The following is a 24,206-nucleotide window of genomic DNA, read 5'->3' as shown; positions in this document are numbered from 1 at the left end:
GCCTGCTCGAGCTTTCGTGGAAAGGGGATTGGGGCGGTGTGTAGCCGAGCGGGGGCAGCGGGGCAAGGGCGCAGCCGTAATTAGCGCGCAGCCCTGCCCGCGAATGGGGCTACCGCCAGAAACGGAACAGATAATAGCCCAGCGCCACATAGTTCGGATAGATGTCGAACAAGGCGGCAAGCCTGTAGACCGCGTTCCAGATCGCCCCGCTGACCTGGGTGGTGAACAACAGGAACAGGAAGCCCATCATCGCCAGGGGTGCGATGGCATTGGCCTGGGCCTGCATCTCATAGGGCAGATAGGGCCGGATGATCGCAAAGCCGTCGAAGCCGGGAACCGGCAGGAGGTTGAGCACTACGGCCGAGGCCTGCAGCGCGGCGAGGAAGGCCACGCCGGCCCAAAGCTGGGGCGAGCCCATCGTCTCCGGCAGGCCGATGAGGAAAGGCAGCCCCAAAGCGATCAGGCAGACGAGATTGGCCATCGGCCCGGCCAGGGCCACGAAGGCATCCCAGTGCCGGTTCTTGAGCACGGCCCGGTTGATATAGACGGCCCCGCCCGGCAGGCCGATGCCGCCCAGGATGAGGAAGAGCAAAGGGAAGCCGAAGCTGGTCAACGGGTCGGCATAGGCAAGCGGATTGAGGCTCAGATAGCCCTTCTCCACCACGGACCGATCCCCGCCCCAATAGGCGGCGAGCGCATGCGCCCCTTCGTGCAGGCATAGCGAGATCAGCCAGCCCGAGATCACGAAAGCGAACACGGCAATGCCTGAATCGAACCAGCCCGTCGCCAGGCTGACGGCCGTCACCAGGAAGACGGCGAGGATCGGGAGGAAATTGGCGCTCAGGCGCCAGGGCATCGCCGCAACTCTGGACAAGGGGAACTCATTCTCGAAAAAAGGTTGCCCTATTGTGGGAAGTTGCGCCTCGTTTCGCAAGGGCAGGCATGGCGCTCAGATGCGCAACCCCGCCCCAACGCGTCGGAGGATCCAGTAGAACAACGCCGTCGCCGCCGCGCCGATCAGGATGGCGAACCAGAACCCTCCTTCCGTCTCGAGGAAGGGCAGATCCTTGGTGTTCATGCCGAAAATGCCGGCAACGAGGCTACCGGGCAGCAGCAGGGCTGTCAGGATCGAGAGCGCGCGCAGCGAGCGGTTGGTCTCTTCGGCCAGCCGCGCCCCGACCTCATCCTGCAAGAGCTTGGCCCGTTCCTGCAGGGTGAGGATGTCGTGATCGAGCGATTCCAGCCGGTCGGCCAGGCGTTCGGCCGCAATCGGCAGGGCCGGCTTGTCGGCCTCGTCCGAACGTTCCTCCCAATCTCGCAGCACATGGCCGAGCGAAGAGAGCTGGCGGTGGACCCGGACCGTCATGCGGCGGACCTCGATCAGCCGGACCCGCTCTGTGGCGGCCATGTCCTCGACGACGCGGTCTTCGGCGGTATCGAGCTCGTCGGTCATGCCGGCGACGCGACGAGCGACCGAATCACAGAAGCGATCGATGATCGTCTCGATCAGACGCCCCGCGGCGGGCAGGTTGAGCCCCTTCTGCACGGCACGATGGATCTCCTCGACCGAACGCAGCGGATGCCGACGCCCCGAAATCACCAGCCTCTCGTTCAGCGCAAAGCGCAGGCGGCCAAGATGGTCGCTCTCCCCGCCGAGCTCGCTGTGAAAATCGGCGATGACGCCGAAGATGACGTGGTCGATCGTGTGCAGGCCAAGCGGCTCGTCTTTGGCCAGGAACAGGGCCCGCACCTGTTCGGGAAGATCTTCGAAGGAAGACAGCCAATCCCGGGCGAGCCGATCGGTCAGGCTGAAATGCAGCCAGAGCCAGCCATCCTCCGCCGCCAGCGCTGCCGGCACGTCGCGCGGATCGATCGCTTCGGGCTCGTAGCCCTCGCGAAAGCGGTAGGCCCAAATCAGGCCGGCGATAGCCGCCGGCACGAAATTGACGCCCGGCAGTTGTTGCTGCTGAATACTGTCCATGGCGCCTCCGCCAAGCGGTCCACGCCTCCCCACCCGAGGCCCGAACGCCGCATAGCTTCAAGTTCAGGCAACGCCCCGCCCCTGGGATAGCCGCCTGGAATGACGGGGCTAGATCAACCATGTGACAGAGGGATGACAGTCGCGTAGCGACTGTCATGCAGGGCTGGCGACCTGCTCCAGCAGGGCGGACAGACCAGGCTCCTCGACCAGAAGAGCGGCGTCCCCCGGGGCGAACCAGCGCACTTCGCGCTCGTTCATCTCGCGCCAGACCGGCAGATGGCCGGTGACGTCGAGACGATAGACGAAGACGCGGACGAGATCGAAATGCAGATCGCGGCGTTTCCAGTAGAGATATTCGCCAACCGGTTCCTTGCCGATCTTGCCAAGCAGCCCTGCTTCCTCTTCAGCCTCGATGGCGGCAGCGCGGCAGTCCTTATGGCCCTTCATCGGCCATCCCTTGGGGATGGTCCAGCGCCGCGTTTCCCGTGTGGTCACCAGGCAAACCTCGATCTTCCCGCGCTGGATCCGCAAGGGCAACGCACCGACCTGGCGAAGCTCCGTGGCTGCAACGGGTGACTTGAGAGGATATTTGTCGACTCTGGCCATGTAACGTGAGGAAACTCCAACACTGCACTCGGCAGCTCTACTCATACCGCAAATATATCAAATATTCCTTAGCATTCGCGTGCCTTTGCACACCAACTTTGTTCTACCACTTTCGAACAAGCGCGTTTCCTCAATAGGCAACGAACTTGCGGGCAAGTTTCCAGGCGTCCTCTGACAGCTGGTCGTTCTGGTCTGACAAGACACCACATAGACCCTTATGTTGTTATTTTTTTGTCGTATGCAATCCCTTTCTCCTGCAACGATGCCGTCTTGTTGCATTGCAATAGAAACTACGGGAGGCGAACGAATAGCCGATCTGCTCTCCCTGGAGACATGTGCGTCATGTCGGTGCAATTTTGCTGTTTCATTGTGAATAACCATCATATTACCGAACAGTACAGGGTCGAATGCGGCAGCATTGTGTTGAAACTCCTCATCGCTTCGCTTATGGCGAGTGGACTGGGCGGCTTTCGATTCGGGCGAGATGTGCACAAACGCACGTCGTGCATGATGATGGCCGGCTAGGGGTTCGCCGCCGGCGCATTCTCACCTGTGCCGCAGCACCACGAAGTTTTGGGCGATCCAAAACCGACCTTCCACGGTGAGGAAAGGAAGCCCCATGAGAAAAATGTTGCTTGCCGCCGCTTTCGGCTCTCTCGCTCTCGCCCTCGCCTCCTGTGGCGGTGGCAGCTCGAGCTGCACGGTCGAGGCTATTACCCAGAAGGGCAAGGACCTGACGGAAGCCATGACCAACGCCATGAAGGATCCGGCCAAGGCTCAGGCGAACGCACAGACTTGGGCTCAGAAGGCGCAGGAGCTGCTCACCAAGGCCCAGGCTGCCCAGTCCGCCGGCGGCAAGCCGACCGACGAGCTCTGCAAGGCCTATGACGAGCTGATCGCGGCCGTCAAGAAGTAAGCCTCCTCCGGCTAGACCGGCTCGATGTGGCTCCGAGGCCCGCCTCGGAGCCTTTTTTATTGGTCAGATGAAAACGCCTGGCTGCCTGCCGGCCCAAGCGATAGCTTGATGGCGGGAGGTTCGCCATGCTCACTGATATTTTCGACCTGACGGGGCGGATCGGCCTCGTCACCGGCTCCAGCCAGGGAATCGGCTTGGCCATTGCCCGCGGACTGGCCGGCGCCGGTGCGACCGTCGTTCTCAACGGCCGCAACCAGGCCAGGCTCGATGCCGCCGCCCGCCAACTCACCGAAGAAGGCCTGACCGTGGAGACGGCCGCCTTCGACGTCACCGACCCCGCCGGCGTGGAAACGACGATCTCGGCCATCGAAGCCCGCCATGGCCGCCTCGACATCCTGGTCAACAATGCCGGCATCCAGCGCCGGGCCCCTTTCGTGGACTTTCCGCTCGACGCCTTCCGCGACGTGCAATCCACCAATGTCGAGGGTGTCTTCCTGGTCGCACAGTCCGCGGCGCGCGGCATGATCGCACGGCGTTCCGGCAAGATAATCAACATCTGCTCGGTGATGAGCGAACTTGGCCGCGCCAACATCGTGCCCTATGTCGCTGCCAAGGGCGCCGTGCGCACGATGACCAAGGCCCTGTGCGCAGAACTCGCTCGCTACAATATCCAAGTCAACGGCATCGGTCCGGGCTATATCGAAACCGAGCTCAACACGGCGCTGATGCAGGACGCTGCCTTCTCCGCCTGGGTCGAGGCGCGTACGCCGGCGGGACGTTGGGGCAAGGTCGAGGAGTTGGCCGGAGCCGCCATCTTCCTCGCCGGCAATGCCTCCAATTTCGTCAACGGCCACATCCTCTATGTCGACGGCGGCCTCACGGCCTGTGTCTGAGGAATCCTACGGTATCATCGCCCCGACAGCGCTGCGGCAAGAGCTATTTTCCGGACTGGGAAGAGACTGGTGCAGACTGCGACGCTGCGGCCTGCCAGGCCGCCAGCAGGACTTTGAAGTGGGCCGCCGCTGCCGCAGCCTCGCGGCCGATCTGCGGCGTCACCGTCCGAAACTCCAGCCGCGCCCGCAGGCCCCCTTCAAGGCCGAGCGTGCCGACGCAATAATGCTCGCCCGTGACCGGCAGGCCGTCCACGTCACAGGAAACCAGGAAGGGCGCAGCGGATTTGGCATCGCGTTCGAGCCAGATCCCGCCTGGATAGACGTCATAGTCGCCGTCCGGCTGGGCGGGAGGCGGCGTCCCCGCCTTGGTCAGCCGATCCTTCCAAGCCTTGAAATTGTCGAGGTCCGGGGCCTGCGTCTGGAACATGCTGTCGCCCTGGAAGGAAGCGGGTTCATAGAGCGCAATGGTGGCCAACGAGCGCAGCGCCCCGCTCGGCCGTTCCTCGCCGCGACACAGGAAGAGCGTAGCGGTATCCTCGCCCTCCTTGCAGAATTCTGCCCGCCAGTTCGCTGCCGCGCCGAAGGGCTTGTCCATCGCCTCCAGCGTGAGCACCAACGCCTTGGCCGTCACCTCGGGCTGCGAACAGGCTTTCTCCAATCCGGCCTTGGTCGAGAAATTGATCTCCTCGTCAGCTTTCTCTCCCGTCACCAGCGTCAAGGCTGGCGGACCGGAAACACGCAGGCTCGCCCTGCCGAGCTTCATCCCGATCCCCTTGCGCAGGCAGTCGGCATAGGGGGTGGGTTGTGCCGCGGGGATCGGTGCAGGAGCCTGGCCCGCCTTTACTGCGGGTACCGGCTGCGGGTTCGTCGTCTCCGCGCCCGCCATCGCCGCTTCCGCCACGGCGGAATGCGGGGCTGGGCTGTGCAGCACAAAACCGCCGACAGCCAACACCAGCCCGATCGTGCCAAGAGCCGCCAGGCCGATACGTTCGCGCGCTTCCATCGTCTCTCCTGAACCGAACGCCCCCTGCCGGGCTCGCTCATTACACCCCGCGCAATAAGGCAAAAGTGGGAGAAATGCCACCAAGGCAGCATCGCCACTCCCCAATTGACGGTCGAAAGCGTAAACATCGCGTGGGAATATCGTGGAATGGGCGTTGCCAACCGCGCGGCAGCTTCTCACATTCACCGGATGCGGCTTTCCCTGGCCCGCCGTCCGTTCGAGGATCCTGTACTGCCATGACGCTCAAGCGCCTCGTCCTCCTGCCGCTGCAGGTCCTCCTTGCGATCCTGGTGATCATCGACGAACTGGCCCGCCCGATCTACGGACCGCTGATCCGCCGCTTCGCCGCCCTGCGCCTCGTCGAAATCGGGGAGCGCGCCGTCGCAGCGCTGCCGCGTTTCGTCATCCTCGTTCTCCTCGCCGTACCTCTTGCCGTAGCCGAACCCTTGAAGATCTACGGCCTGCTGCTCCTGGGCCAGGGCCGGCTGGTTCGTGGCCTCCTCATCCTGGCCATCGCCTATCTCGCGAGCTTCCTGCTGATCGAGCGCATCTATGCCGCCGGCAAGCCCAAGCTGATGACCATAAGCTGGTTCGCCTGGCTCATGGGCCTGATCGACTGGATCCGCCGGATGTTGCTCGACTGGCTGGAAGGCACCCCGATCTGGGTCGTGGTCACCGCCGCCCGCAGCTTTGCGGCCCGCGTCGCCACCGTATTCCGGGCTGCCGTCTCGCAAAGGCGCGGGTAATCTTTCGGGCATCCGGACAAGGGGCTTCTCACCGATCCCGGAGCAAGGCGCTCCCGGCCGAATGCCTTTTCGCCCTCGCTCGTCGTAGTCGGTGCGCATTTGCGATTCTTGCAGAGGCCATCAAATCGCAAACGCACCGGCATTCGGACGGTCCATTCAAGACCGCATGGCCTTCCGCATGAGCGGGATCGTGGGCGGGTCGAATCTTCCCGCACACGCTCGCCAGCGCAGTTAGCCCGAGCGCAGCTCTCGGAGAAGACAGGATTATTTACCCGCTTTGGAATAACTCTAAAAATAGATCGGGAATTGCACAATTTAGAATTGCTATGAACTATAATTTAGAATCACTCTTATCTTTGATCCATAACGGTTTTCTGCGTCATAGCCCCTTGTTCAGCAGAATTGAACGCGTGTAATAGCTTGCCGATTGTTAATCTTGCATCGGCTGTGGGGGCGCGCAGGAACGACACAATGCTCGTACCATTTCTCATCATGCTCAGGGAGGGCATCGAGGCAGCGCTGATCGTCGGCATTGTTGCGAGCTATCTGCGTGTCACCGGGCGAAGCGCCTGGATGCCGGCCGTGTGGTGCGGCATCATCCTGGCCGTTGGCCTTTCTTTTTCCGTGTTCGTCGCGCTGCATGTCGCCAGCGCCGAATTTCCCCAGCGCACCCAGGAACTGTTCGAGGCCGTGGTCGGCCTGATCGCGGTCTGCCTGTTGACCGCCATGGTGTTCTGGATGGTGCGGGCCTCGCGCAGCATCAAGGCCGAACTGCAGCATTCCGTCGATGCCGCCCTGGCTTCATCGGACCATCAAGGCCTTGCGCTGGTCGGCATGGTCTTCCTGGCGGTCGCGCGCGAAGGGCTGGAATCGGCCTTCTTCCTGCTGGCGACCTTCGAACAGAATGTCGGCTATGGCGCGCCGCTCGGTGCTGCGCTCGGCCTCGTCTGCGCGGCCGTCTTCGGTATCGCGCTCTATTACGGCGGCGCCCGCCTCAATCTGCGCCTGTTCTTCCGCTGGACCAGCATCCTGATCATCTTCGTGGCGGCCGGCCTGGTGGCGACGGCGGTGCGCTCGCTGCACGAAGCCGGCCTGTGGAACCATCTGCAGGGCATCGCCTTCGACATCTCCGGCGTCCTGCCCGGCGACAGCACGCTCGGCACCGTGCTCGGCGGCCTGTTCGGCTATCACGACACGCCCACCCATGGCGAGGTGATCGCCTATCTCCTCTATCTCATCCCGGCGCTGTTCCTCTTCCTGATGGCGCCAACCTCTCCGTCCCCATCCAAATCGAAGGCCGCACGATCGTGACAGCCCCGCGCATCAATTATCCGGCTGTCGGGGCCGGCATGCTCGCCCTCATCGTGGCGGTGGGCGTCGGCACCTATTTCCTGGTCGCCAAGCCGCCGGGATCCGAGACGGCCAAGGCCGGCGATACCGTCGCCATCGCCGTCACGGCGACGGCCTGCGAGCCGAACGAACTGACGGTTCCCGAAGGGCGCACCACCTTCGCCATCACCAACAAGAGCAACCGGGCGATGGAATGGGAGATCCTGCAAGGCGTGATGGTGGTGGAGGAGCGCGAAAACATCGCTCCCGGCTTCACCCAGAAGCTGACCGCCAAGCTCGAGCCGGGCGACTACGAGATCGCCTGCGGCCTGCTCACCAATCCCAGGGGCAAGCTCAAGGTCACCGCGCTCGCCAATGCCCCCAAGGAGGTCAAGCCGAGCCTGACGCAGTTGATCGGGCCGCTGGCCGAGTACAAGGTCTATGTCACCCTGGAGGTCGACGACCTCACCGAAGCGACCAAGGCCTTCACCGACGCGATCAAGGCCGGCGACCTCGCCAAGGCCCGTGAACTCTATGCGCCGACCCGCCAGTCCTATGAGCGCATCGAGCCCGTTGCCGAACTGTTTTCCGATCTCGACAAGTCGATCGACGCCCGCGCCGATGTCTTCGAGAAGCTGGAGGCCGATCCGGCCTTTACCGGCTTCCATCGTCTGGAATACGGCCTGTTCAAGCAGGGCAGCACCGAGGGGCTCGCGCCTTTCGCCGACAAATTGCAGGCCGATGTCACCGAGCTGCAGAACCGGATCTCGACCCTGGTCGTACCGCCTTCCAAGATGGTCGGCGGCGCGGCCGTGCTGATCGAGGAAGTCGCCTCCAACAAGATCTCCGGCGAGGAAGACCGCTACAGCCGCACGGATCTGTGGGACTTCCAGGCCAATATCGACGGGGCCCGCAAGATCGTCGAACTGCTCGCCCCTCTGACCACCAAGGCAGATGCGGCGCGCCAGAAGAGCATCGACGACAATTTCGCCGCCGTGAATGCCATCCTTGCCAAATACCGCACGCCCGACGGCGGCTTCAAATCCTATGACACCTTGAGCCAGGACGATCGTGTGGCCCTGCAAAAGCCGGTAACGACGCTGGCCGAAAGCCTGTCGACGCTACGCGGCACGCTAGGCCTCGACTGAAGGGGAAGGAACAATGACCGACAAGACCCCCTGCCCGCCCCAACCTGACACGGACGCCCCGCGTTCTCCGGGCCGACGCTCCATGCTGCTGGGCCTCGGCGCCGCCGGCGGCGGCGCGCTGCTGGCTACCCTGCCAAGTCAGCAGGCAGCTGCGGAGGAAGCCGGTTCCACCGGCCATCTCAGCGACCGTGTGACCTATCTCGGGGCCCACCAAGCCGGCGTCACCACCGATCGCCCGCCGATGGGGTTGGTGGTCGCCTTCAACATCCTCGCCACCAAACGCAGCGATCTCGAACGCCTGTTCCGTGTCCTCACCGATCGCATCGCTTTCCTCACCCAGGGCGGCACGCCGCCGGTGATCGATCCGAAGTTCCCGCCCCCCGATTCCGGGCTGATGGGGCCCGTGGTCTCCCCGGACAATCTCACCATCACCGTGGGCGTGGGCGCCTCGCTGTTCGACCAACGCTTCGGGCTCGCCGACAAGAAGCCGCGGCAGCTGATCAAGATGCCGCAATTTCCCAACGACGCGCTGTCGGCCGAACTCTGCCACGGCGATCTGATGATCCAGATCTGCTCCAACACCACCGACAGCAACCTGCATGCCCTGCGCGACATCGTGAAGAACACGCCGGATCTGCTGATGGTGCGCTGGAAGCAGGAAGGCTTCGTGCCGCCGCCGCGCGCGACAGGCGAAACCCAATCGGCACCGCGCAACCTGCTCGGCTTCAAGGACGGCACGGCCAATCCCGACCACAAGGACGAGGCCGAGATGAACCGCCTGGTCTGGGTCCAGCATGGCGCCACGGAGCCTGCCTGGGCGACCGGCGGCAGCTACGGCGTGGTGCGCATCATCCGCAATTTCGTGGAGCGCTGGGACCGCACGCCGCTCGGCGAGCAGGAAGCCATCATGGGCCGGCACAAGCCGAACGGCGCTCCGCTCGGCATGAAGGTCGAAGCCGACATTCCCAGCTACCACGACGACCCGGAAGGCAAGCGCACGCCTTTGGACGCCCATATCCGCCTTGCCAATCCGCGTACGGCGGACTCAGGCAAGAATCTGATCCTGCGTCGTCCCTTCAACTATTCCAACGGCATCACCAAGTCGGGCCAGCTCGACATGGGCCTGCTCTTCATCTGCTTCCAGTCCGATCTGGATGCCGGCTTTGCCACGGTCCAGCAACGCCTGAACGGCGAACCGCTGGAGGAATACATCAAGCCGGTCGGCGGCGGCTATTTCTTCATCCTGCCCGGCATTCCCGACAAGACAGCATTTCTCGGCCAGTCCCTGCTGGCGGAGACCGCCTGAACGATCCTTCAACCTTGAACTGAAGAGAGAGAGAGAACCCCATGACACATCTCAAATGGCGCATGCTGCTGGGCGCCGCGATCATCGGTCTTGCCACGACCGCCAGCGCCAACGCGCCGGCCGTCTCCCCGCTGGACCTGGTCCAGCCTGTGGCCGACTACAAGGTCTACATCAGCAAGGGTGTCAAGAAACTGGTGGAGGACACCGCCAAGTTCACGGCCGCGGTCAAGGCCGGCGATCTGAAGAAGGCCCAGGCCCTCTACGCCCCTACCCGCTTCCACTACGAGATGATCGAGCCGGTCGCCGAACTCTTCTCCGATCTCGACGGCAGCATCGATTCGCGCGCCGACGATCATGAGAAGAAAGAGGCCGACGATGCCTTTACCGGCTTCCATCGCCTTGAATATGGCCTGTTCGAAAAGAAGAGCACCGAGGGTCTCTCCAGCTTCGCCGACAAGCTGAACACCGATGTCGCCGAACTGCAGAAGCGCATCGCCGGCCTCACCATTCCGCCCGAGAAAATGGTGGGCGGTGCCGCTGCGCTGATCGAGGAAGTCGGCGCAACCAAGATCACCGGCGAGGAAGATCGCTACAGCCACACCGATCTGTGGGACTTCAAGGCCAATATCGACGGCGCCCGCAAGATCGTCGATCTCCTGCATCCGCTGACGGTCAAGGCCGACAAGGACCTGTCCAAGAAGATCGGCACGAATTTCGAGACGGTCGAGAAGATCCTGGCCAAGTACAAGACCAAGGACGGCTACGAGACCTATGACAAGCTGACACCTGAGGACCGTACGGCCCTGCAGGGTCCGATCACCACGCTGGCGGAAGATCTTTCCAAGCTGCGCGGCACGCTCGGCTTGAACTGAAATCCAGAGCGGAATGCTCTGTCGGGCGGCGGGCCTTCGGGCCCGCCCATCGCTCGCGGCTAGAGGCTGTTGTGAACCATGACAGCCTCTCTATCTGTCGATCAGTTCGATCGAGCGGGTCAATGTGACCTTGCGATCGCCGACATTATCCTTGAGCAGGACGTCGATGCGATAGGGGCCAGGCTTGTCGTTCGGCTCGAAATGAACGGACAGGGTCGAGCGGCTGTCGACCAGGTTGAAGCGGCCGCCAACCTTTTCCTTGAGCGCCGTCACGTCCTGCTGCGCCGAACGGGGATCGACTGAGCCGTCGGGCCCGGTCACCTTGATGTCGTAGCTCACATTCGCAGAAAGATCCTCCTGCAGGGCCATGCCGGAAAACAGCACGGTCACGCCGATGGTATCGCCGCGGCGTGCCTGGGGCATCGTCCCGGTCAGAACCGCCGCCTCAGGGACGTCACCATTCGCTCCTGACTTGTCGGGCAGCTTGAGCATGGCGATGCTGCCTGAAAAATCACCGTCGCGGTCGGGGGCAGGCTTGAAGATCTGGCTTCTACTCGCCAACAGGGCGTCGAGCGCCTGCTTGTAAGGGCCCGAAGCTTCTACGGCCCGCCGCCGCAGATAGCGTTCCAACACCTCATGCTGGCGCAGATTATAGGCGAGGCCTTGCGCAGCATTGATGCGGATCGACTTGTCGAGCTCGTTGCTGCCGGTCAACGCCCTGCCCGGATCGAGCGCGTCGACCAAGGTTGCGAGGAAACCCGGATTGCCGGTTGCAAAGAAGGCCCCCCATTTGAGATCCATCTCCACCGGCCGGCTTGGCGCCAGCGTGTAGAGATTGCCGGGCTTGTCCCTGAGAAAGCCGGGCTCCTCGTGGAAAAGCGAAGCAATCAGATCGGCATTGCCCGACTGCCACAACGCGAAGATGAGGACCGACTTGCTGTCGGCCGGATAGTCGGCGCCGGCCCCGATCCAGCCGCCCACGCGGGCGCGGTTCTGCAGGAACAGCATGGAGAAAAAGCCGGCCAGTGTCGCACGCGAGAGACCGGTGCCGGCGATCGTTTGCGAGTTCCTCATGGCAGCGAGCATGTCGGGCACCGCCGCAGGATCTTTGCGCACGTAGAAGAAGACGATGCTCTCGGCGAGCTTGAAGGCGGCTGCACTCGGCAGGGCCTTGGCCGGTGGCGGAGAAGACGGCTGGGGTGGCAATGCCGGCGGCGGCGGTGGTGAAGGCGATGCGTCCTGCGCCGCAGCAGGAGCAAGGCAAAGGCTCATCAGAACGGACGCGAGCAGCAAAGTGCGTGTCAACGGAATTGCCATCCCTACGGCGCCGCGGAATTGGGCGCCTGTTCCAGACCAACTTACGGTACAAGACGGCAAAATTGCGCTCGCCCCGGCGCAAAATACCTCTGCGATATAGCCTTTCAGGCAGTCGCCGATCGCAGCGCCGGATAGAGCCCGCGCCAACGGGCCAGGGCCTCGACATAGGCCGGGGCCAGCACGGGGTCGGGCTCGATCGTCTCGACGCGGTGCGGCGGGGTGCAGACCGCCAGCGGATCCTCGCCAAAGACGGCCAGACGCGCCAGGCGCGCCGCGCCGAAAGCCCCGCCGGTCTCGCCATCGGCCAGGCGGTAAACCGGAAATCCCAGCACATTGGCGAGGATTTCGAGCCAGAAGCGCGAGCGCGAACCGCCACCGATCACGTCGGCGCCGGCAATGTCGGTTCCCGCTGCCGCCAGGGCATCGCGACAATCGGCGAAGGCGAAGGCAACGCCTTCCAGCACGGCCTGCACCATCGCTTCGCGTCCGTTCTCATGGGCGAGGCCGGTAAAGGCGCCGCGGATGACGGTGTCGTCATGCGGCGTCCGCTCGCCGGAAAGATAGGGCAGGAACTGCACCGGCGACGGCGCCACGGGTTTGTCGCCGAGCGGCGCCAGCAAGGCGCTCTCCTTGGTCTGCAGCACGCCGGCGATCCAGGCGAGACTGGAGGCAGCCGAGAGAATCACGCCCATCTGGTGCCAGGTCTTCGGCACGGCATGGCAGAAGGCGTGCACGGCATGGGCGGGATTGGGCAGGAAGCGATCGGTGGTCGCCCACAGCACGCCCGAAGTGCCGAGCGAAAGAAAGGCCGAGCCCGGCCTGATGGCGCCAAGGCCCACCGCGCCGGCAGCATTGTCTCCGGCACCGCCGGCAAACAAGGGGGCCTTGGCCATGCCCCAACGCGCCACGAGATCGGCCCGAAGGCGACCGGCAGGCTCGGAGCCCTCGACTAGGCGCGGCATGGCCTCGCGCGACAGGCCGGTGGCGGCAAGCGCCGCATCCGACCAGTCCCGCCGGCCGACATCCAGCCAGAGCGAGCCCGCCGCATCCGACATTTCCTCGATCGCCTCGCCGGTCAGGGCCAGGCGCACATAGGCCTTGGGCAACAGGACGAGGCGCGTCGCGGCAAAAATCGCCGGTTCGTGGCGGGCGACCCACAGTAATTTGGGAGCCGTGAAACCCGGCATTGCCTTGTTGCCGGTCACCGCACGCAGATCAGGCCATCTGGCCTCCAGTTCCGCACATTCGGCATGGGATCGGCCGTCATTCCACAAGATCGCAGGCCGGAGCGGCTGATGGTCGGCCCCGAGCAGCACGGCACCATGCATCTGGCCCGACAGGCCGATGCCCTCGACGGCGGCGATCTCCTTGGGGTGGGTCGCCTTCAGGGCATCGACGGCCGATATCACCGCCTCGACCCAGGCCTGTGGCGCCTGTTCGGAAAAACCGGGATGGGGCCGCTGCACCGTGAGCGCGACGTCGTGGCTGGCAACGACGCGCTGTTCGCCATCTGCGAGCAGCGCCTTGACCGAAGACGTGCCGATATCAAGCCCTAGAAACACGTATTCCTCCGAAGAATTATTCGAATCGATCATGCGCCAGGCTGGAAAGCCGGGGCAAGCCCCCTCCTGCGGAAACTGCGCGCGGATACGGGCGCGGGGCGTCGAACCGCGAGTTTCACGGCCGTGTCACTGCGCCTGACCTATGCAAGGGGCTCGTGGACCCCGACTTCCATCAGGGGCTGTAGACGGCGACGCCATTCGCCGTCCTGGCCAGGGCACCTACGCTCTACAGCCCCTGATGCTTTTTTTGTCGTACGGTGGGGTGAACACGATGCCGATATCCTCCTCTGACAACATCGGCGCTTGCCTCTGATTCAATGGCCCGTCCTCGCACTCGACATGGGACTGGCTGAGGCGTGCGGGCTTGGACACAACCTGACGGCCGCGCATCGGCGGGCGGAAAGACGGCTCGCGCATGAACCGTGCACCGAGCCGATGGGAATTGCACCAAGCGCACGGGTCCGCTCCCACAATTCGTACGACAGGGCGAACGACCTTCTGACGGATACAAGCCGGAATAATGATTTTATGAAATATTCGTGAATAATAATTGAATACACCTACAGATCCTAAAATAATTCAAAAGATTTACTAGCGCAATGTGGACGTAATGTTCGCCTGCATGATGGCCCATGTCTTTCAGGTGCTCGAATCGAGACAGGTGAGATGAGGCGAACCACCATTGGTCGTTTCCTCCTCTGACGCCGAGCGCTGCAACGCCTGGCTGCGGTACGTCCCTGTGATTCTTACCGATGCCGGTGCGTCGCAGGGCGTTGTGATCTCGGCAAACCGTCACCACCAGCGAAAGACAGCCCGAAGGGGCCGCTCCCTTAGCGGAGACACGGCTCCGGACCTGACAATCCGCGCACCGGCTCGCCGTGGCAATTGCCGCGCAGCAGTCGGCGCGTGCAGTGGAGTAGACACGTGCGTACGCAATTGCTCATCCCCCTCGCAGCAGGCCTGTTGGCCCTCGCCGTGACCGGCTGCGGCCCTGCCTGGGCCGAGGACTATTACGACACTTCCCCCCGCTACGCGCCGCCCCCGTCCTTCAGCGGCTCCTATGTCGGCGTGCATGCCGGCGCAGCGTCGGCCAAATCGGCCAACCCCTTCGCCAAGGGCAACAGCCTCCAATTGGGCCTCCAGACGGGTTACGACATGCGCCTTGGCCCGGCGGTCATCGGCGCCGAAGTCGAGGGGTCCAATCTCGGTGGCGCCGAGCGGCGGGCGCGAGGCGGCAAGATCAGGGAAAAATGGCGGGCCGCGCTGAAGGGCCGGGCCGGCATCGCCCTCGATCGCACCTTGCTCTACGGCACGGCCGGCTTCGCCTTCACCAAATTCGAGGGCACCGGCGGCGCCCGCGTCAGGGACGGCTGGAAGACCGGCTATCTGATGGGCGCCGGCGTCGAACAGGCCTTCTCCGACAGGGTCTCCTTCAAGCTCGAATACAATTATGTCCGTACCCCCGGCCTGAAGACGCGTTCGTCCTTCGGCCATGCCAAGGAAGACATCGGCAGCCACGCTTTGAAAGCGGGCCTCAACTACCGATTCTAGGGATCGCTGTTGGGGTCCCCGACCGGATCCGGCGCCAGGCCGGATCCGGTCGGCCCCTCGTAATGTCGGCGCAATCTTCAGCTTCTAGAGCCAAATACAGTCTGGAATCATCAATGTCTTTTCATCGCGCTTTCGCAGTCGCGCTCGCCGCAGGCCTTCTCCTATTGGCGGGTTGCGCTTCCGCCGTCATGAAGAACTATGTCGGTGGCCCGGTTGAAACGGTGATGCTGGACTATGGGCCGCCGACCAGCATACTCGATCTCGGCCCTGGCCAGCGCGCCTACCAGTGGCGCAAGGTTTCCACCAATGTGGTGCCCGGCAGCGCCAGGAGCGAAGTCCGCCGGACCCGGCGAGGCACCGACGTCGAAACCACGGAAACGCCCGGCTATGTCGAGCGACAGGAATGCTTCTATACCTTCTACGCCCGCGCCGCAGGCGAGCGCTGGCTCATCACGAATTTCCGCAAGCCAAGCCTGGAATGCGAGTGATCCGGGCTCGTTGTCGAGACCGGCGCGAACTGAAGACGGACGAAGGGTCCCATGCGCATCCTGCTGATCGAGGACGAACCGGAAATGGCGTCCGTGCTCAAGACGGCCCTGGAACGCCAGGACGTCGTGGTCGACCATGCCTCGAACCTGGCCGATGGCGAGGCAATGGCCCGCATCGGGTCCTATGACGCCATCGTGCTCGATCGTCGCCTGCCCGACGGCGAAGGCCTGACCTTGATCCCGCGCCTGCGCGCCCTGCATGTCGAGGCGCCGGTCATCGCCCTCACCGCCATGAGCGGCCTGCAGGACCGGGTCTCCGGGCTCGACGCCGGTGCCGACGATTATATGGGCAAGCCCTTCGCCACCGAGGAACTGGTCGCTCGCCTGCGCGCCCTGCACCGCCGCCCCTATACGTTGCGGGCCGACCAGGCCGTCGTCGGCCGCCTCACCTATGACTTCCGCCATCGTGAGGCGCTGATCGACGACCAGACGCTCGACCTGCCACGGCGTGAGCGCCTCGTCCTGGAAACGCTGATCCGCCGACCGGGACGCACCATCATGCGCAGCGCGCTGGAGGAAGCTGTCTACGCCCTCGACGACGAGATCGGCTCCAACGCGCTCGATGCGCATATTTCCCGCCTGCGCCGCAAGCTGGACGACCTCGCCGCCGGCATCGAGATCCGCGCCATCCGCAATCTCGGCTATCTCCTGCGGGCCGCCTCATGAAGCAGGCGCGAGCGCGCTCCCTGCAATGGATCCTGGTGCGGCGGCTGATCCTGCTGCAGGCGGCGATGCTCGTCTTCTTCATCGTGCTGTTCATCACCGCGCTCTCGGTCGCCAATCCCCAGCTCATGGTCGACAACGAGGCGGCGGTTGCCGCGATCACCAGTGCCATCGACCGCGACAAGGACGGCAAGCTCATCGTCAGCGACACCAAGGAACTGGCCGACTTCCGTACCGAATATCCCTATGTCTGGTACATCATCCGCGACCAGTCGGGACAGAGCCTGCGCATCGGCTCGGTTCCGGCTGACTATGATCGCGATCTCGGCGACCTGCTGCGGGCGGTCGATCACGCCAATATCGGCTTCGCCGGCAAGGAAGAGGGCCGGGAAATGCGCCCGGAAGCCTATGTGCAGAAAGTGGACACCAAGGCCGGCCCGGTCCAGATCGTCACCTCCACCCTGCATTCGCGGGCCGAAGCGGACGGCTTCATCATCAACGTGACCGCCACCGTCGACATGGCCCGCAATCCCGACGGCAGTGCCAATTGGGCCCGGGTCCTCCCGGGCATCGTCGTGGGCCTTGCCATCTTCCTGGTGCCGATCATCGTCGTCATGGGCGTGACCACATTGGTGACGACGCCCGCCGTGGTGCGCCGCTCCCTGGCCGGCCTGGTCGGCACCGCCAACGAGGCCGCGCGCATCGATGTCAGCACGCGCGCCATGCAATTGCCGGTCGAGAACGTGCCCCAGGAGATCGTGCCGCTGGTGCATGCGTTCAACCAGGCATTGGCCCGCCTCGCCCAAGGCTTCGACCGTCACAACCGCTTCCTGACCGATGCCGCCCACGAGCTGCGCACACCGATCGCCATTCTGCGCACGCGGGCGGAATTGTTGAAGGAAGAACCGCAGAGCCTGCGGCTGAGGCAGGACATCGAGCGCCTCTCGCATCTGGCCCAGCAACTGCTCGACCATCAATTGCTCGATCGCCCCGCCAACCACCGGCAGGCGGTCGACCTTGCCGAACTCGCCGGCCGCGTCGCCGCCGACTTTGCGCCGCTCGCGATCGAGGCCGGCTACGACCTGGCCTTCGAACCGCCGCACGGCAAGGTCGAGGTCGAAGCCAATGTGCTGCAGATCGAGCAGGCTCTCGCCAACATCATCCGCAATGCCATCGAGCATGGCGGCGGCCATGGCACCATCACGGTGGCGGTCGACGCAGCCGGTGGCCTGGAGGTGCGCGATGAAGGGCCCGGCATCCCGGCCGAGGAGCATAGGAACGTGTTCGAACCCTTTTATCGCCTGCATCCGCTTTCGCGCGGCGCCGGACTCGGGCTGAATCTCGCCCGCCAGATCGCGCAGCTGCATGGCGGCAGCATCGCGATCGTCAACGGCTCCTGGAAAGGAGCTCACGTGCGGATCGAGCTTCCGCCGCTCCGCGCGGCGGCCTGAGGCAATACCCGTTCGGCATACCGGGGCCTGGCCAATCGCAGAGCGATCAGCGCCCGTCTTCGCTGGCAACGACGCCGAGTACCGGCAGGACCAGGCGCGGTAGCTCATGCGCCACGGTCTTCACGAACATGTTCTCGATCTTCATGGCCTGGATGGGCCTCATCGCTTCCGTGCTATAGATCTTCGCGATCTCGTCGATACTCTGGTAGATCTTGGTACTGGCCGCCTGCACCGTCCTGTCCATGTAGCGCAACTGCCCGATCGGCGTTCGATAGGCATAAAAGGCATGGTAGCTCATCGAGCCGGAGCGTTCGAATTCCACAATGACCATCACCACGCTGCCATCGTGTCCGACCATACGCGCGACGTCCTGCTCCGCCTTGATGACACGGATGGCGCCGCAACGCGCACCGAGCCGAGTCAGCATCCTCTCCATCCCCTGCATGGAAAGGCCGCCGAGCGCACCGATGTCGAGGCCGGCCGCCTTGGCAAGGTCGTCCACGGTGACGAAGAGCTTGCCGTCGACCTTGGCGCCGATCTGCGTGAGGGCCTTGGCCGAAGCAACCCAGGCGCAGATGCCGGCATTCGGATTGATGTCGACGATGAGCTTGGCCATGATCGCGCCCTTGACGGAGCGGACCATCTGGGCCGCCTTGCCTACCGGCAGGATCGCGAGGAGCCGCAGCCCATCCTGCCCGGCGCCGGCCGCCGTGCCCTTGGCGAGCCCATCCCCAAGCCGCAAGACGTCAACGAAACCGGCACCGAACGTCATCAGGGCCTTGGTACCGGCCCCCACGATCATCGCGCCTTGGCTGTAGTTTGAATCCTCGACCCACTTGTCCAGGATCGCTTCGGATTCCTTCTGCTGCTGGCTCCACCAATCCGCGAGCTCAGTGAACTTCCACATGGAACCTCCGTGCACAATCGCTTGCGCGAGAGGCCTTGCCGCCGCGCCGATCCCGCCGAGATATAGGTTCGGGCATACCGGGCCACAGTTCCCTGGAGAACCGCAAACCCCAAGCAACGCGCCGAAAAATGAAGAGAGGTTTCGGCCAGAACGATATGACGGCATAGGCCTATGCCGCTGGCCCAATGCCGAAACCGGCGCGACGCGGGAGCGACGCAGCGCTTCACAAAGCGGAAAAACTCGGGAAACACCCTTCCGCTATAGTGCCATCCTTCACACGGGAAGGTGCGGGACCTTGACCATCGCAGCCATGCTCTTCGTCATGCTGGCATTGCTGGGCCTCATCTATGTCACCTTCGACATCTGAGGAGGCCATTAGTCCAGCACTGCCAGACAGCCGACGATCCCCATGAGAATGGCCGCAGAGAGCATCAATACGGTCTCGGCCAGGTTGTCCCGGCCGGCGAGACGCTCCAGCCAGACTGGTCCGGCGGCTCCGGCGATGGTCTCGTCGCATGGCAGCAAGCCCGTTTGCCGCAGCGGCTCGCCACAGCCGAGACCGATCAGCAGATCGGCCGCCGTCGTATGGAGATGGGCGGAAAGCCGCGTGGCCATGGCCGGTCGCAGGTCGCGTTGCCCGTGGACCCAGGCATCGATATCGCCCGCATTCACTCCGGCACGGCGTGCAAGCGAGGCGGCGTCCACCCCGGCTGTCGCCATGGCCGCCGCCAGACCATTGGGGCGAGGCATGCGATCGAAACTCGGCTTGATCGGATCCAACATCGCGCAGCCGCCTCCGATCAAGCGTGACCGGGAGGGGTCCTTGCCTGCGAGTTGGGCCGGCGGCCGTCCAGACAATCGTCGTGTGCGAGATATTGAGACGATCTACAAAGGCCGAGCAAAGCTGCATCGGCGATGGGATAGGGACACATGGCCTGTCTTCCACGATGACACCTTCCGGCATAGGGCGCGAATCACCCTGAAACCTTCGATGTTTCCCCTATCGCTCGCCCATATTGCACGGACATTGCGTCCCCTCCGTCCGGCTGCCAACCGGTCGACATGGCTTCCGCCGGTAGGGCATGCCCCCTCATGCCGGACAAACAAAAATCCTCCGACCCATGGAGGCCGGAGGATTTTTGTTGGCCGAACCGGCAGACGGGTTCAGATCAGGCCGTATTGCTTGGCCTTGTTGCGCAGGAAGGGCAGGCCCTCCGCCAGGATCTCCTCGCGGCTGTTGGCGACGGGGCGCCAGACCGACAGGGCGGAAGCGAGCTGCGGCGGCATATGGATGAAACTCTCCATGGCCATGCCACCCTTGAAGCCGATGCCGGCCAGACCCGCGAACACCTCATCCCAGGCGATCGTGCCAGTGCCGGGGACACCGCGGTCGCTCTCGGACAGGTGGATATATTTGAGATGCTCTCCGGCCTTGAGGATACCGTTGGCCTGGCCCTTCTCCTCGATGTTCATGTGGTAGGTATCGAGATGGAGGAAGACGTTGGGCGCGCCGATGCGTTCGATGACGCGGACCACCTGCTCGGTGGTGTTCATCATGTGGTTCTCGTAGCGGTTGACCGCCTCCAGCCCGAGTTCCAGGCCGAGCGTACGGGCATGGGCGGCCGCCTTGTCCATCACCTTGACGACCGCGTCATATTCGGCCTCGGTCGGCGGGTTGCCGGTGCGCTCGCCGATCGAACCATAGACGACGCCGGACAGAGCCTTGGCACCGATCTCGGCAGTCTTGTCCAGCGCCAGGGTGAGGAATTCCAGCGCCTTGTCCGGATTGTTGGTGGGGCGGGAGTCGTTGGGCAGGCCGAGCGAGCAGACCGCATCGACGCCGTGCTTTTCCAGGAGAGCCCGGGTGTGGCCGGTATCGGCCTTGGCCGGCTCCAGCAGGGCGATCTCGACGAAGGCCAGCCCGTATTTGGCTGCCTCCGCGATCGACAGCTCCGCCGCCTCGCGGGTCCAGCTATGCGACCACAGGCTGGTGTGAATGCCGAAGCCCTTCATGGCAATATCCTCAATGTGTTGGCTTTTGGGTGAAGAGAGACTGGAGGAACTCGCGGGCCCAGACCCAGCGCAGGATCATGACCGCCAGCAGGAAGGCGCCCCACATCGCCGTGGCCAGATGCTGGTTGGCGCCGAGCAGGTTCAGGCCGGAGGCGATGACCTGCAGGATGATGAGGGCGATCACCACCGGGATCACCCGCCCGAACCCGCCGAAGGGATCGACGCGGCCGAGGAAGCAGGCAAGCACGGTAATCAGGAGATAGGCCTCGCCATGGCCGACACGCACCGAGTTGAAGCGGGCGAGCATCACCACGCCGGCAATGCCGCACATTAAGCCGGACAGCGTGTAGATCAGCGTTACCGACCGGCGGGTATCGATGCCGGAATAGCGCGTCGCCTCGATGTTGGAGCCGATCATGCGGGTGGCGAAACCGAGCCGGGCCCGCGTCATCACCACATGCCAGAGCAGGGCCGCCGCGGCGAGGATCCAGAGCGGCACGGGAATGCCGATCAGCGTGCCGTGGCCGATCTCGCGCACGAAATCGGGAAAGCCCGATATATCGCCGCCATGGGTGAGGAATTCCCCGAGCCCACGCAGGAAGATCATCATCGAGAGCGAGACGAGGATGGGATGGGCGCCGGTATAGGCGATGATGATGCCCATCAGCCAGCCCGCCGCCGCGCCGGTAATCAATGCCGCGGCCACCCCGAGGACGAAGGCGCCGACGCCGGCATCCACCCCGCCATAGGATTGCAGCACCCAGGCCATGGCAAGGCCGGCGATATTGGCCGTGAAGGTCGCCGCCAGATTGAAGCCGCCCGAAATGATCGGCATCAGCATCGCCAGGGTCAGCAGCCCAAGTTCGGGCAGCTGGAAGGCGATGGATGAGAACGTCGTGGCCGTGAAGAAGCGATCGGTGCTGAAACTCAGCGCCGCCACCACCAGGACGAGGAAGCCGATCAGGCCGGCAATGTCACTGCTCAGCAGGTTCGCGAAACCGGACTTGCCGGCCTGATTGGAGGTCGATGTCGGTGTCGTCATGCCGCCCTCCGGGCTGTGGGCGCGCGCCGGGACCCGGCTTTCATGGATCCGATCAGCCGCGCGACACCGTCGCTCGACAAAGTGATGGCGATCAGGATGATGGCGCCGATGATCATCTTGAAGGCATAGGGCGTGATGCCCAGCAGGTTCAGGCCGTTCTCGGTGATGGCGACCAGGAAGATGCCGAGAATGGCTCCGAGCAGCGTGCCCCTGCCCCCGCCGAGGCGGGCGCCGCCGAGCACCACGGCGGCGAGAACGTCGAGCTCGCGGCCATAGAGCGCGTTGGGCACCACTTCCTGCGCATAATGGGCCTGCATCAGCCCGGCAATACCGGCCATCAGGCCGAGCCAGCCGAAGGCGAGATAATGCATGGCGCCGATATTGATGCCCACCCGCCGCGCCGCCTCGGGATTGTCACCCATGGCGTAGAGCTGGCGGCCCGGCGTGGTCCTGCGCAGCAACAGCCAGGTGGCGAACACGCAGAGCGCCATGACGGCGACGGGCAGCGTCAATTCGGCCGAGCCGTCGCCCGTCGCAACGCTGAACAGCACGATGCGGTCCGTCAGCCAGTCCGGCAGGTCGTAAAGCGAGACGCCGCCGGTGAGGAACATCAGCGTGCCGAAGAAGAGGTTGAAGGTCGCGATCGTCACCACGATCGAGACGATGCGGAAATGATAGATCAGCGCGGCGTTGAAGGCGCCGAGCAGGAAGCCGAAGCCGCCGGCGACCACCAGGCCGACGGCCCAGTTGCCGCCACCCAGATGCATCACCGTCAGCGCTGTGAGGTACTGCACCACCGAGGCACCGACGGCGAAGGAAATATCGATGCCGCCGGCGATCAGAACCACCAGGAGGCCGGCGGCGAAGATCACGTTCACCGCCGAGGTGTTCATCAGGTCGAACAGGTTCGACAGGGTGAAGAAGGTGTCGGTGGTGAGGGCAAGGCCCGCGACGAGGGCCAGGATCACCAGGATGAGCCAGCGCTCGGTGGCGCCGATCGGCCAGTTGCGTTTGTCAGGCATGCACATCCTCCTCGATCTTGTCGATGGACACTTCGCCCGGAATGTATTCGTCGATGATGCGACCATCGCGCATGTGCAGGATGCGATCCGCGTTGAAATAGACTTCGGTGATCTCGTCGGAAATCAGCAGGATGGCCATGCCTTCCTGCGCCAGCCGGTGGATGATGGCGAAAATGCCGGCGCGGGCACCGACATCGACGCCAACCGTGGGCGAATCCAGGATCAGCAGCTTCGGTTTGGTGGCCAGCCATTTCGCCAGCACCACGCGCTGCTGGTTGCCCCCGGACAGGGTCGACACCGCATTGTCGGGATTGGAGACCTTGATGGCGAGGGCCTTGACCCAGTCATCGACCAGCGATTTGCGCCGGGCCGGCGAAATCAGCCGGAAGAGATCGAGCAGCCTGTCCAGCACGGTGACGGCCGTGTTGTCGCCGATCGACTGCGGCTGGACCAGGCCAAGCTGCAGGCGATCTTCCGAGACATAGGCGATGCCGGCGTCGATGGCGGCCCGGTTGGAGGCAAGCGACAAGGCCTTGCCCTCGAGACGAATGCTGCCTGAACTCGGCCGGGTCAGGCCGAAGAGCGACAGGGCGAGTTCGGTGCGCCCCGCCCCCAATCGCCCCGTCAGGCCCAGGACCTCCCCGCGCCGGACCGTGAGGCTGATATCCTCATAATCGCCCGGCCGCGTCAGTTTCTCCACCTGCAAGACCACAGGCGAAGCGGAATGATCGCGCGCCTGCACGGCCTGGTCGAAGGTCTTGCCGGTCATCAGCTCGGTCAGGCGGGTCTGCGTCATGCCGGCTGTCGGATAGGTGCCGACATAATGGCCGTCGCGCAGCACGGTGACGCGGGTGCAGACATCGAGCACCTCGGCCAGGCGATGGCTGACGAAGACCACGGCGATACCGTCGGCCGACAGGCGCCGCACGATCACCAGCAGCGCATCGGTTTCCGCCTGGCTGAGTGAGGCGGTGGGCTCATCCATGAAGACCAGCCGGGCGTCGGCCACCAGGGCACGAGCGATCGCCACGATCTGGCGTTGGGCGATCGAAAGCGTGCGCACGGGCGCATCGAGATCGAGTTCGACACCCAGCCGGTCCAGGATGCGCCGCGCATCCGCCTTCATGGCCGCATAGTTGACCAGGCGCGGGGCGCCGCCGAGATTGCGTTCGAAGGCAATGTTCTCGGCCACCGCCATTTCGGGAAAGAGTGCCAGGTCCTGCCAGATGACCTGGATGCCCAGAGCCCGGGCGCGCGCCGGACTGAGGCCGTCTATGGTGCGCCCATCGAACAGCATCTCGCCGCCCGGTTCGGGGCGATAGACGCCGCT

At 64.1% G+C, this 24,206-nt stretch carries 23 protein-coding genes; 11 read left to right on the top strand and 12 right to left on the bottom strand.

Going from position 1 to position 24,206, the window contains the following annotated elements:
- Positions 1–109 precede the first annotated feature (109 nt).
- From QM672_RS06755 to QM672_RS06745, 3 genes are all read right to left on the bottom strand, one after another.
- Positions 110–874 (bottom strand): site-2 protease family protein, encoded by a 765-nt coding sequence (locus tag QM672_RS06755; protein ID WP_415081447.1) that lies wholly within the window; start codon positions 872–874, stop codon positions 110–112.
- A gap of 75 nt (positions 875–949) precedes the next feature.
- Complete coding sequence (locus QM672_RS06750; RefSeq protein ID WP_311941791.1) at positions 950–1,981, bottom strand: transporter; 1,032 nt, start codon at positions 1,979–1,981, stop codon at positions 950–952.
- A gap of 153 nt (positions 1,982–2,134) precedes the next feature.
- Positions 2,135–2,587: an NUDIX hydrolase gene (locus tag QM672_RS06745; protein ID WP_311941794.1), complete on the bottom strand. Its 453-nt coding sequence runs from the start codon at positions 2,585–2,587 to the stop codon at positions 2,135–2,137.
- Positions 2,588–3,206: 619 nt separating this feature from the next.
- Between QM672_RS06745 and QM672_RS06740 the strand changes: the two genes are divergently transcribed.
- Entirely contained in the window at positions 3,207–3,503 is a 297-nt protein-coding gene (locus QM672_RS06740) for a hypothetical protein (RefSeq protein ID WP_367623255.1), read from the top strand.
- A gap of 125 nt (positions 3,504–3,628) precedes the next feature.
- Positions 3,629–4,396 carry a glucose 1-dehydrogenase gene (locus QM672_RS06735; protein ID WP_367623256.1) on the top strand — a complete coding sequence of 256 codons (768 nt, stop codon included), beginning with the start codon at positions 3,629–3,631 and terminating at the stop codon, positions 4,394–4,396.
- A gap of 43 nt (positions 4,397–4,439) precedes the next feature.
- On the opposite strand, the gene QM672_RS06730 is transcribed toward QM672_RS06735, so the two are convergent.
- Positions 4,440–5,399, bottom strand: coding sequence for a hypothetical protein (locus tag QM672_RS06730; protein ID WP_415081444.1), 960 nt, complete (start codon positions 5,397–5,399; stop codon positions 4,440–4,442).
- A gap of 236 nt (positions 5,400–5,635) precedes the next feature.
- Here QM672_RS06730 and QM672_RS06725 point away from each other — a divergent pair, with 236 nt between their 5' ends.
- The 5 genes from QM672_RS06725 (at position 5,636) to efeO (QM672_RS06705) (ending at position 10,800) form a co-directional block, all read left to right on the top strand.
- Entirely contained in the window at positions 5,636–6,145 is a 510-nt protein-coding gene (locus QM672_RS06725; RefSeq protein WP_415081442.1) for a hypothetical protein, read from the top strand.
- 471 nt (positions 6,146–6,616) lie between these two features.
- Entirely contained in the window at positions 6,617–7,456 is an 840-nt protein-coding gene (gene efeU, locus QM672_RS06720; protein WP_311941808.1) for an iron uptake transporter permease EfeU, read from the top strand.
- Positions 7,453–8,622 carry an iron uptake system protein EfeO gene (efeO, locus tag QM672_RS06715; RefSeq protein ID WP_415081440.1) on the top strand — a complete coding sequence of 390 codons (1,170 nt, stop codon included), beginning with the start codon at positions 7,453–7,455 and terminating at the stop codon, positions 8,620–8,622. Before efeU ends, efeO (QM672_RS06715) begins: the two co-directional genes overlap by 4 nt.
- Positions 8,623–8,635: 13 nt before the next feature.
- The gene (gene efeB, locus QM672_RS06710) at positions 8,636–9,928 is read left to right on the top strand and encodes an iron uptake transporter deferrochelatase/peroxidase subunit (protein WP_415081438.1); all 1,293 of its coding nucleotides are present in this window, start codon (positions 8,636–8,638) and stop codon (positions 9,926–9,928) included.
- A gap of 41 nt (positions 9,929–9,969) precedes the next feature.
- Positions 9,970–10,800 (top strand): iron uptake system protein EfeO, encoded by an 831-nt coding sequence (gene efeO / locus QM672_RS06705; RefSeq protein ID WP_311941818.1) that lies wholly within the window; start codon positions 9,970–9,972, stop codon positions 10,798–10,800.
- Between the two features lie 90 nt (positions 10,801–10,890).
- Here efeO (QM672_RS06705) and QM672_RS06700 read toward each other — a convergent pair whose 3' ends face one another.
- Positions 10,891–12,105: a hypothetical protein gene (locus QM672_RS06700; protein ID WP_311941821.1), complete on the bottom strand. Its 1,215-nt coding sequence runs from the start codon at positions 12,103–12,105 to the stop codon at positions 10,891–10,893.
- Positions 12,106–12,221: 116 nt separating this feature from the next.
- Positions 12,222–13,679, bottom strand: coding sequence for a xylulokinase (xylB, locus tag QM672_RS06695; RefSeq protein WP_415081435.1), 1,458 nt, complete (start codon positions 13,677–13,679; stop codon positions 12,222–12,224).
- A gap of 924 nt (positions 13,680–14,603) precedes the next feature.
- Between xylB and QM672_RS06690 the strand changes: the two genes are divergently transcribed.
- The 4 genes from QM672_RS06690 to QM672_RS06675 all read left to right on the top strand — a co-directional run bounded on the left by QM672_RS06690 (position 14,604) and on the right by QM672_RS06675 (position 17,892).
- On the top strand, positions 14,604–15,230 hold the full coding sequence (locus tag QM672_RS06690) for an outer membrane protein (protein ID WP_415081433.1): 627 nt from the start codon (positions 14,604–14,606) through the stop codon (positions 15,228–15,230).
- A gap of 113 nt (positions 15,231–15,343) precedes the next feature.
- A complete protein-coding gene (locus tag QM672_RS06685; protein ID WP_311941830.1) occupies positions 15,344–15,718 on the top strand; it encodes a hypothetical protein in 375 nt (124 codons plus the stop codon).
- A gap of 51 nt (positions 15,719–15,769) precedes the next feature.
- Entirely contained in the window at positions 15,770–16,444 is a 675-nt protein-coding gene (locus QM672_RS06680; RefSeq protein WP_311941833.1) for a response regulator transcription factor, read from the top strand.
- The gene (locus QM672_RS06675) at positions 16,441–17,892 is read left to right on the top strand and encodes a sensor histidine kinase (protein WP_367623264.1); all 1,452 of its coding nucleotides are present in this window, start codon (positions 16,441–16,443) and stop codon (positions 17,890–17,892) included. The genes QM672_RS06680 and QM672_RS06675 overlap by 4 nt, the downstream gene beginning before the upstream one ends.
- A 46-nt stretch (positions 17,893–17,938) precedes the next feature.
- Here QM672_RS06675 and QM672_RS06670 read toward each other — a convergent pair whose 3' ends face one another.
- The 6 genes from QM672_RS06670 to QM672_RS06645 form a co-directional block, all read right to left on the bottom strand.
- Positions 17,939–18,799 (bottom strand): hypothetical protein, encoded by an 861-nt coding sequence (locus QM672_RS06670; protein ID WP_415081430.1) that lies wholly within the window; start codon positions 18,797–18,799, stop codon positions 17,939–17,941.
- A gap of 375 nt (positions 18,800–19,174) precedes the next feature.
- On the bottom strand, positions 19,175–19,582 hold the full coding sequence (locus tag QM672_RS06665; protein ID WP_415081428.1) for a hypothetical protein: 408 nt from the start codon (positions 19,580–19,582) through the stop codon (positions 19,175–19,177).
- Between the two features lie 381 nt (positions 19,583–19,963).
- Positions 19,964–20,812, bottom strand: coding sequence for a sugar phosphate isomerase/epimerase family protein (locus QM672_RS06660; RefSeq protein ID WP_311941842.1), 849 nt, complete (start codon positions 20,810–20,812; stop codon positions 19,964–19,966).
- 10 nt (positions 20,813–20,822) lie between these two features.
- Positions 20,823–21,854, bottom strand: a complete 1,032-nt coding sequence (locus QM672_RS06655) for an ABC transporter permease (RefSeq protein ID WP_311941845.1) — start codon at positions 21,852–21,854, stop codon at positions 20,823–20,825.
- Positions 21,851–22,876, bottom strand: a complete 1,026-nt coding sequence (locus tag QM672_RS06650) for an ABC transporter permease (RefSeq protein ID WP_367623268.1) — start codon at positions 22,874–22,876, stop codon at positions 21,851–21,853. Before QM672_RS06650 ends, QM672_RS06655 begins: the two co-directional genes overlap by 4 nt.
- Positions 22,869–24,206, bottom strand: a 1,338-nt coding sequence (locus tag QM672_RS06645; protein WP_415081424.1) for a sugar ABC transporter ATP-binding protein, incomplete at its 5' end; no start/stop codon positions are given. The genes QM672_RS06645 and QM672_RS06650, both read right to left, overlap by 8 nt.

The organism is Labrys sp. (in: a-proteobacteria) (assembly GCF_047605565.1).
GTDB classification, from domain to species: domain Bacteria; phylum Pseudomonadota; class Alphaproteobacteria; order Rhizobiales; family Labraceae; genus Labrys; species Labrys neptuniae.
Note: the sequence above shows the minus strand (reverse complement) of the source record. Positions and strands in the feature narration are given on the sequence as shown.

Bases quoted from the DNA above. Each gene is read 5' to 3' on its own strand.
- QM672_RS06750 (WP_311941791.1), bottom strand. From the start codon at position 1,981: ATGGACAGTATTCAGCAGCAACAACTGCCGGGCGTCAATTTCGTGCCG.
- QM672_RS06745 (WP_311941794.1), bottom strand. From the start codon at position 2,587: ATGGCCAGAGTCGACAAATATCCTCTCAAGTCACCCGTTGCAGCCACG.
- QM672_RS06740 (WP_367623255.1), top strand. From the start codon at position 3,207: ATGAGAAAAATGTTGCTTGCCGCCGCTTTCGGCTCTCTCGCTCTCGCC.
- QM672_RS06735 (WP_367623256.1), top strand. From the start codon at position 3,629: ATGCTCACTGATATTTTCGACCTGACGGGGCGGATCGGCCTCGTCACC.
- QM672_RS06730 (WP_415081444.1), bottom strand. From the start codon at position 5,399: ATGGAAGCGCGCGAACGTATCGGCCTGGCGGCTCTTGGCACGATCGGG.
- QM672_RS06725 (WP_415081442.1), top strand. From the start codon at position 5,636: ATGACGCTCAAGCGCCTCGTCCTCCTGCCGCTGCAGGTCCTCCTTGCG.
- efeU (WP_311941808.1), top strand. From the start codon at position 6,617: ATGCTCGTACCATTTCTCATCATGCTCAGGGAGGGCATCGAGGCAGCG.
- efeB (WP_415081438.1), top strand. From the start codon at position 8,636: ATGACCGACAAGACCCCCTGCCCGCCCCAACCTGACACGGACGCCCCG.
- efeO (WP_311941818.1), top strand. From the start codon at position 9,970: ATGACACATCTCAAATGGCGCATGCTGCTGGGCGCCGCGATCATCGGT.
- QM672_RS06685 (WP_311941830.1), top strand. From the start codon at position 15,344: ATGTCTTTTCATCGCGCTTTCGCAGTCGCGCTCGCCGCAGGCCTTCTC.
- QM672_RS06680 (WP_311941833.1), top strand. From the start codon at position 15,770: ATGCGCATCCTGCTGATCGAGGACGAACCGGAAATGGCGTCCGTGCTC.
- QM672_RS06675 (WP_367623264.1), top strand. From the start codon at position 16,441: ATGAAGCAGGCGCGAGCGCGCTCCCTGCAATGGATCCTGGTGCGGCGG.
- QM672_RS06670 (WP_415081430.1), bottom strand. From the start codon at position 18,799: ATGTGGAAGTTCACTGAGCTCGCGGATTGGTGGAGCCAGCAGCAGAAG.
- QM672_RS06665 (WP_415081428.1), bottom strand. From the start codon at position 19,582: ATGTTGGATCCGATCAAGCCGAGTTTCGATCGCATGCCTCGCCCCAAT.
- QM672_RS06660 (WP_311941842.1), bottom strand. From the start codon at position 20,812: ATGAAGGGCTTCGGCATTCACACCAGCCTGTGGTCGCATAGCTGGACC.
- QM672_RS06655 (WP_311941845.1), bottom strand. From the start codon at position 21,854: ATGACGACACCGACATCGACCTCCAATCAGGCCGGCAAGTCCGGTTTC.
- QM672_RS06650 (WP_367623268.1), bottom strand. From the start codon at position 22,876: ATGCCTGACAAACGCAACTGGCCGATCGGCGCCACCGAGCGCTGGCTC.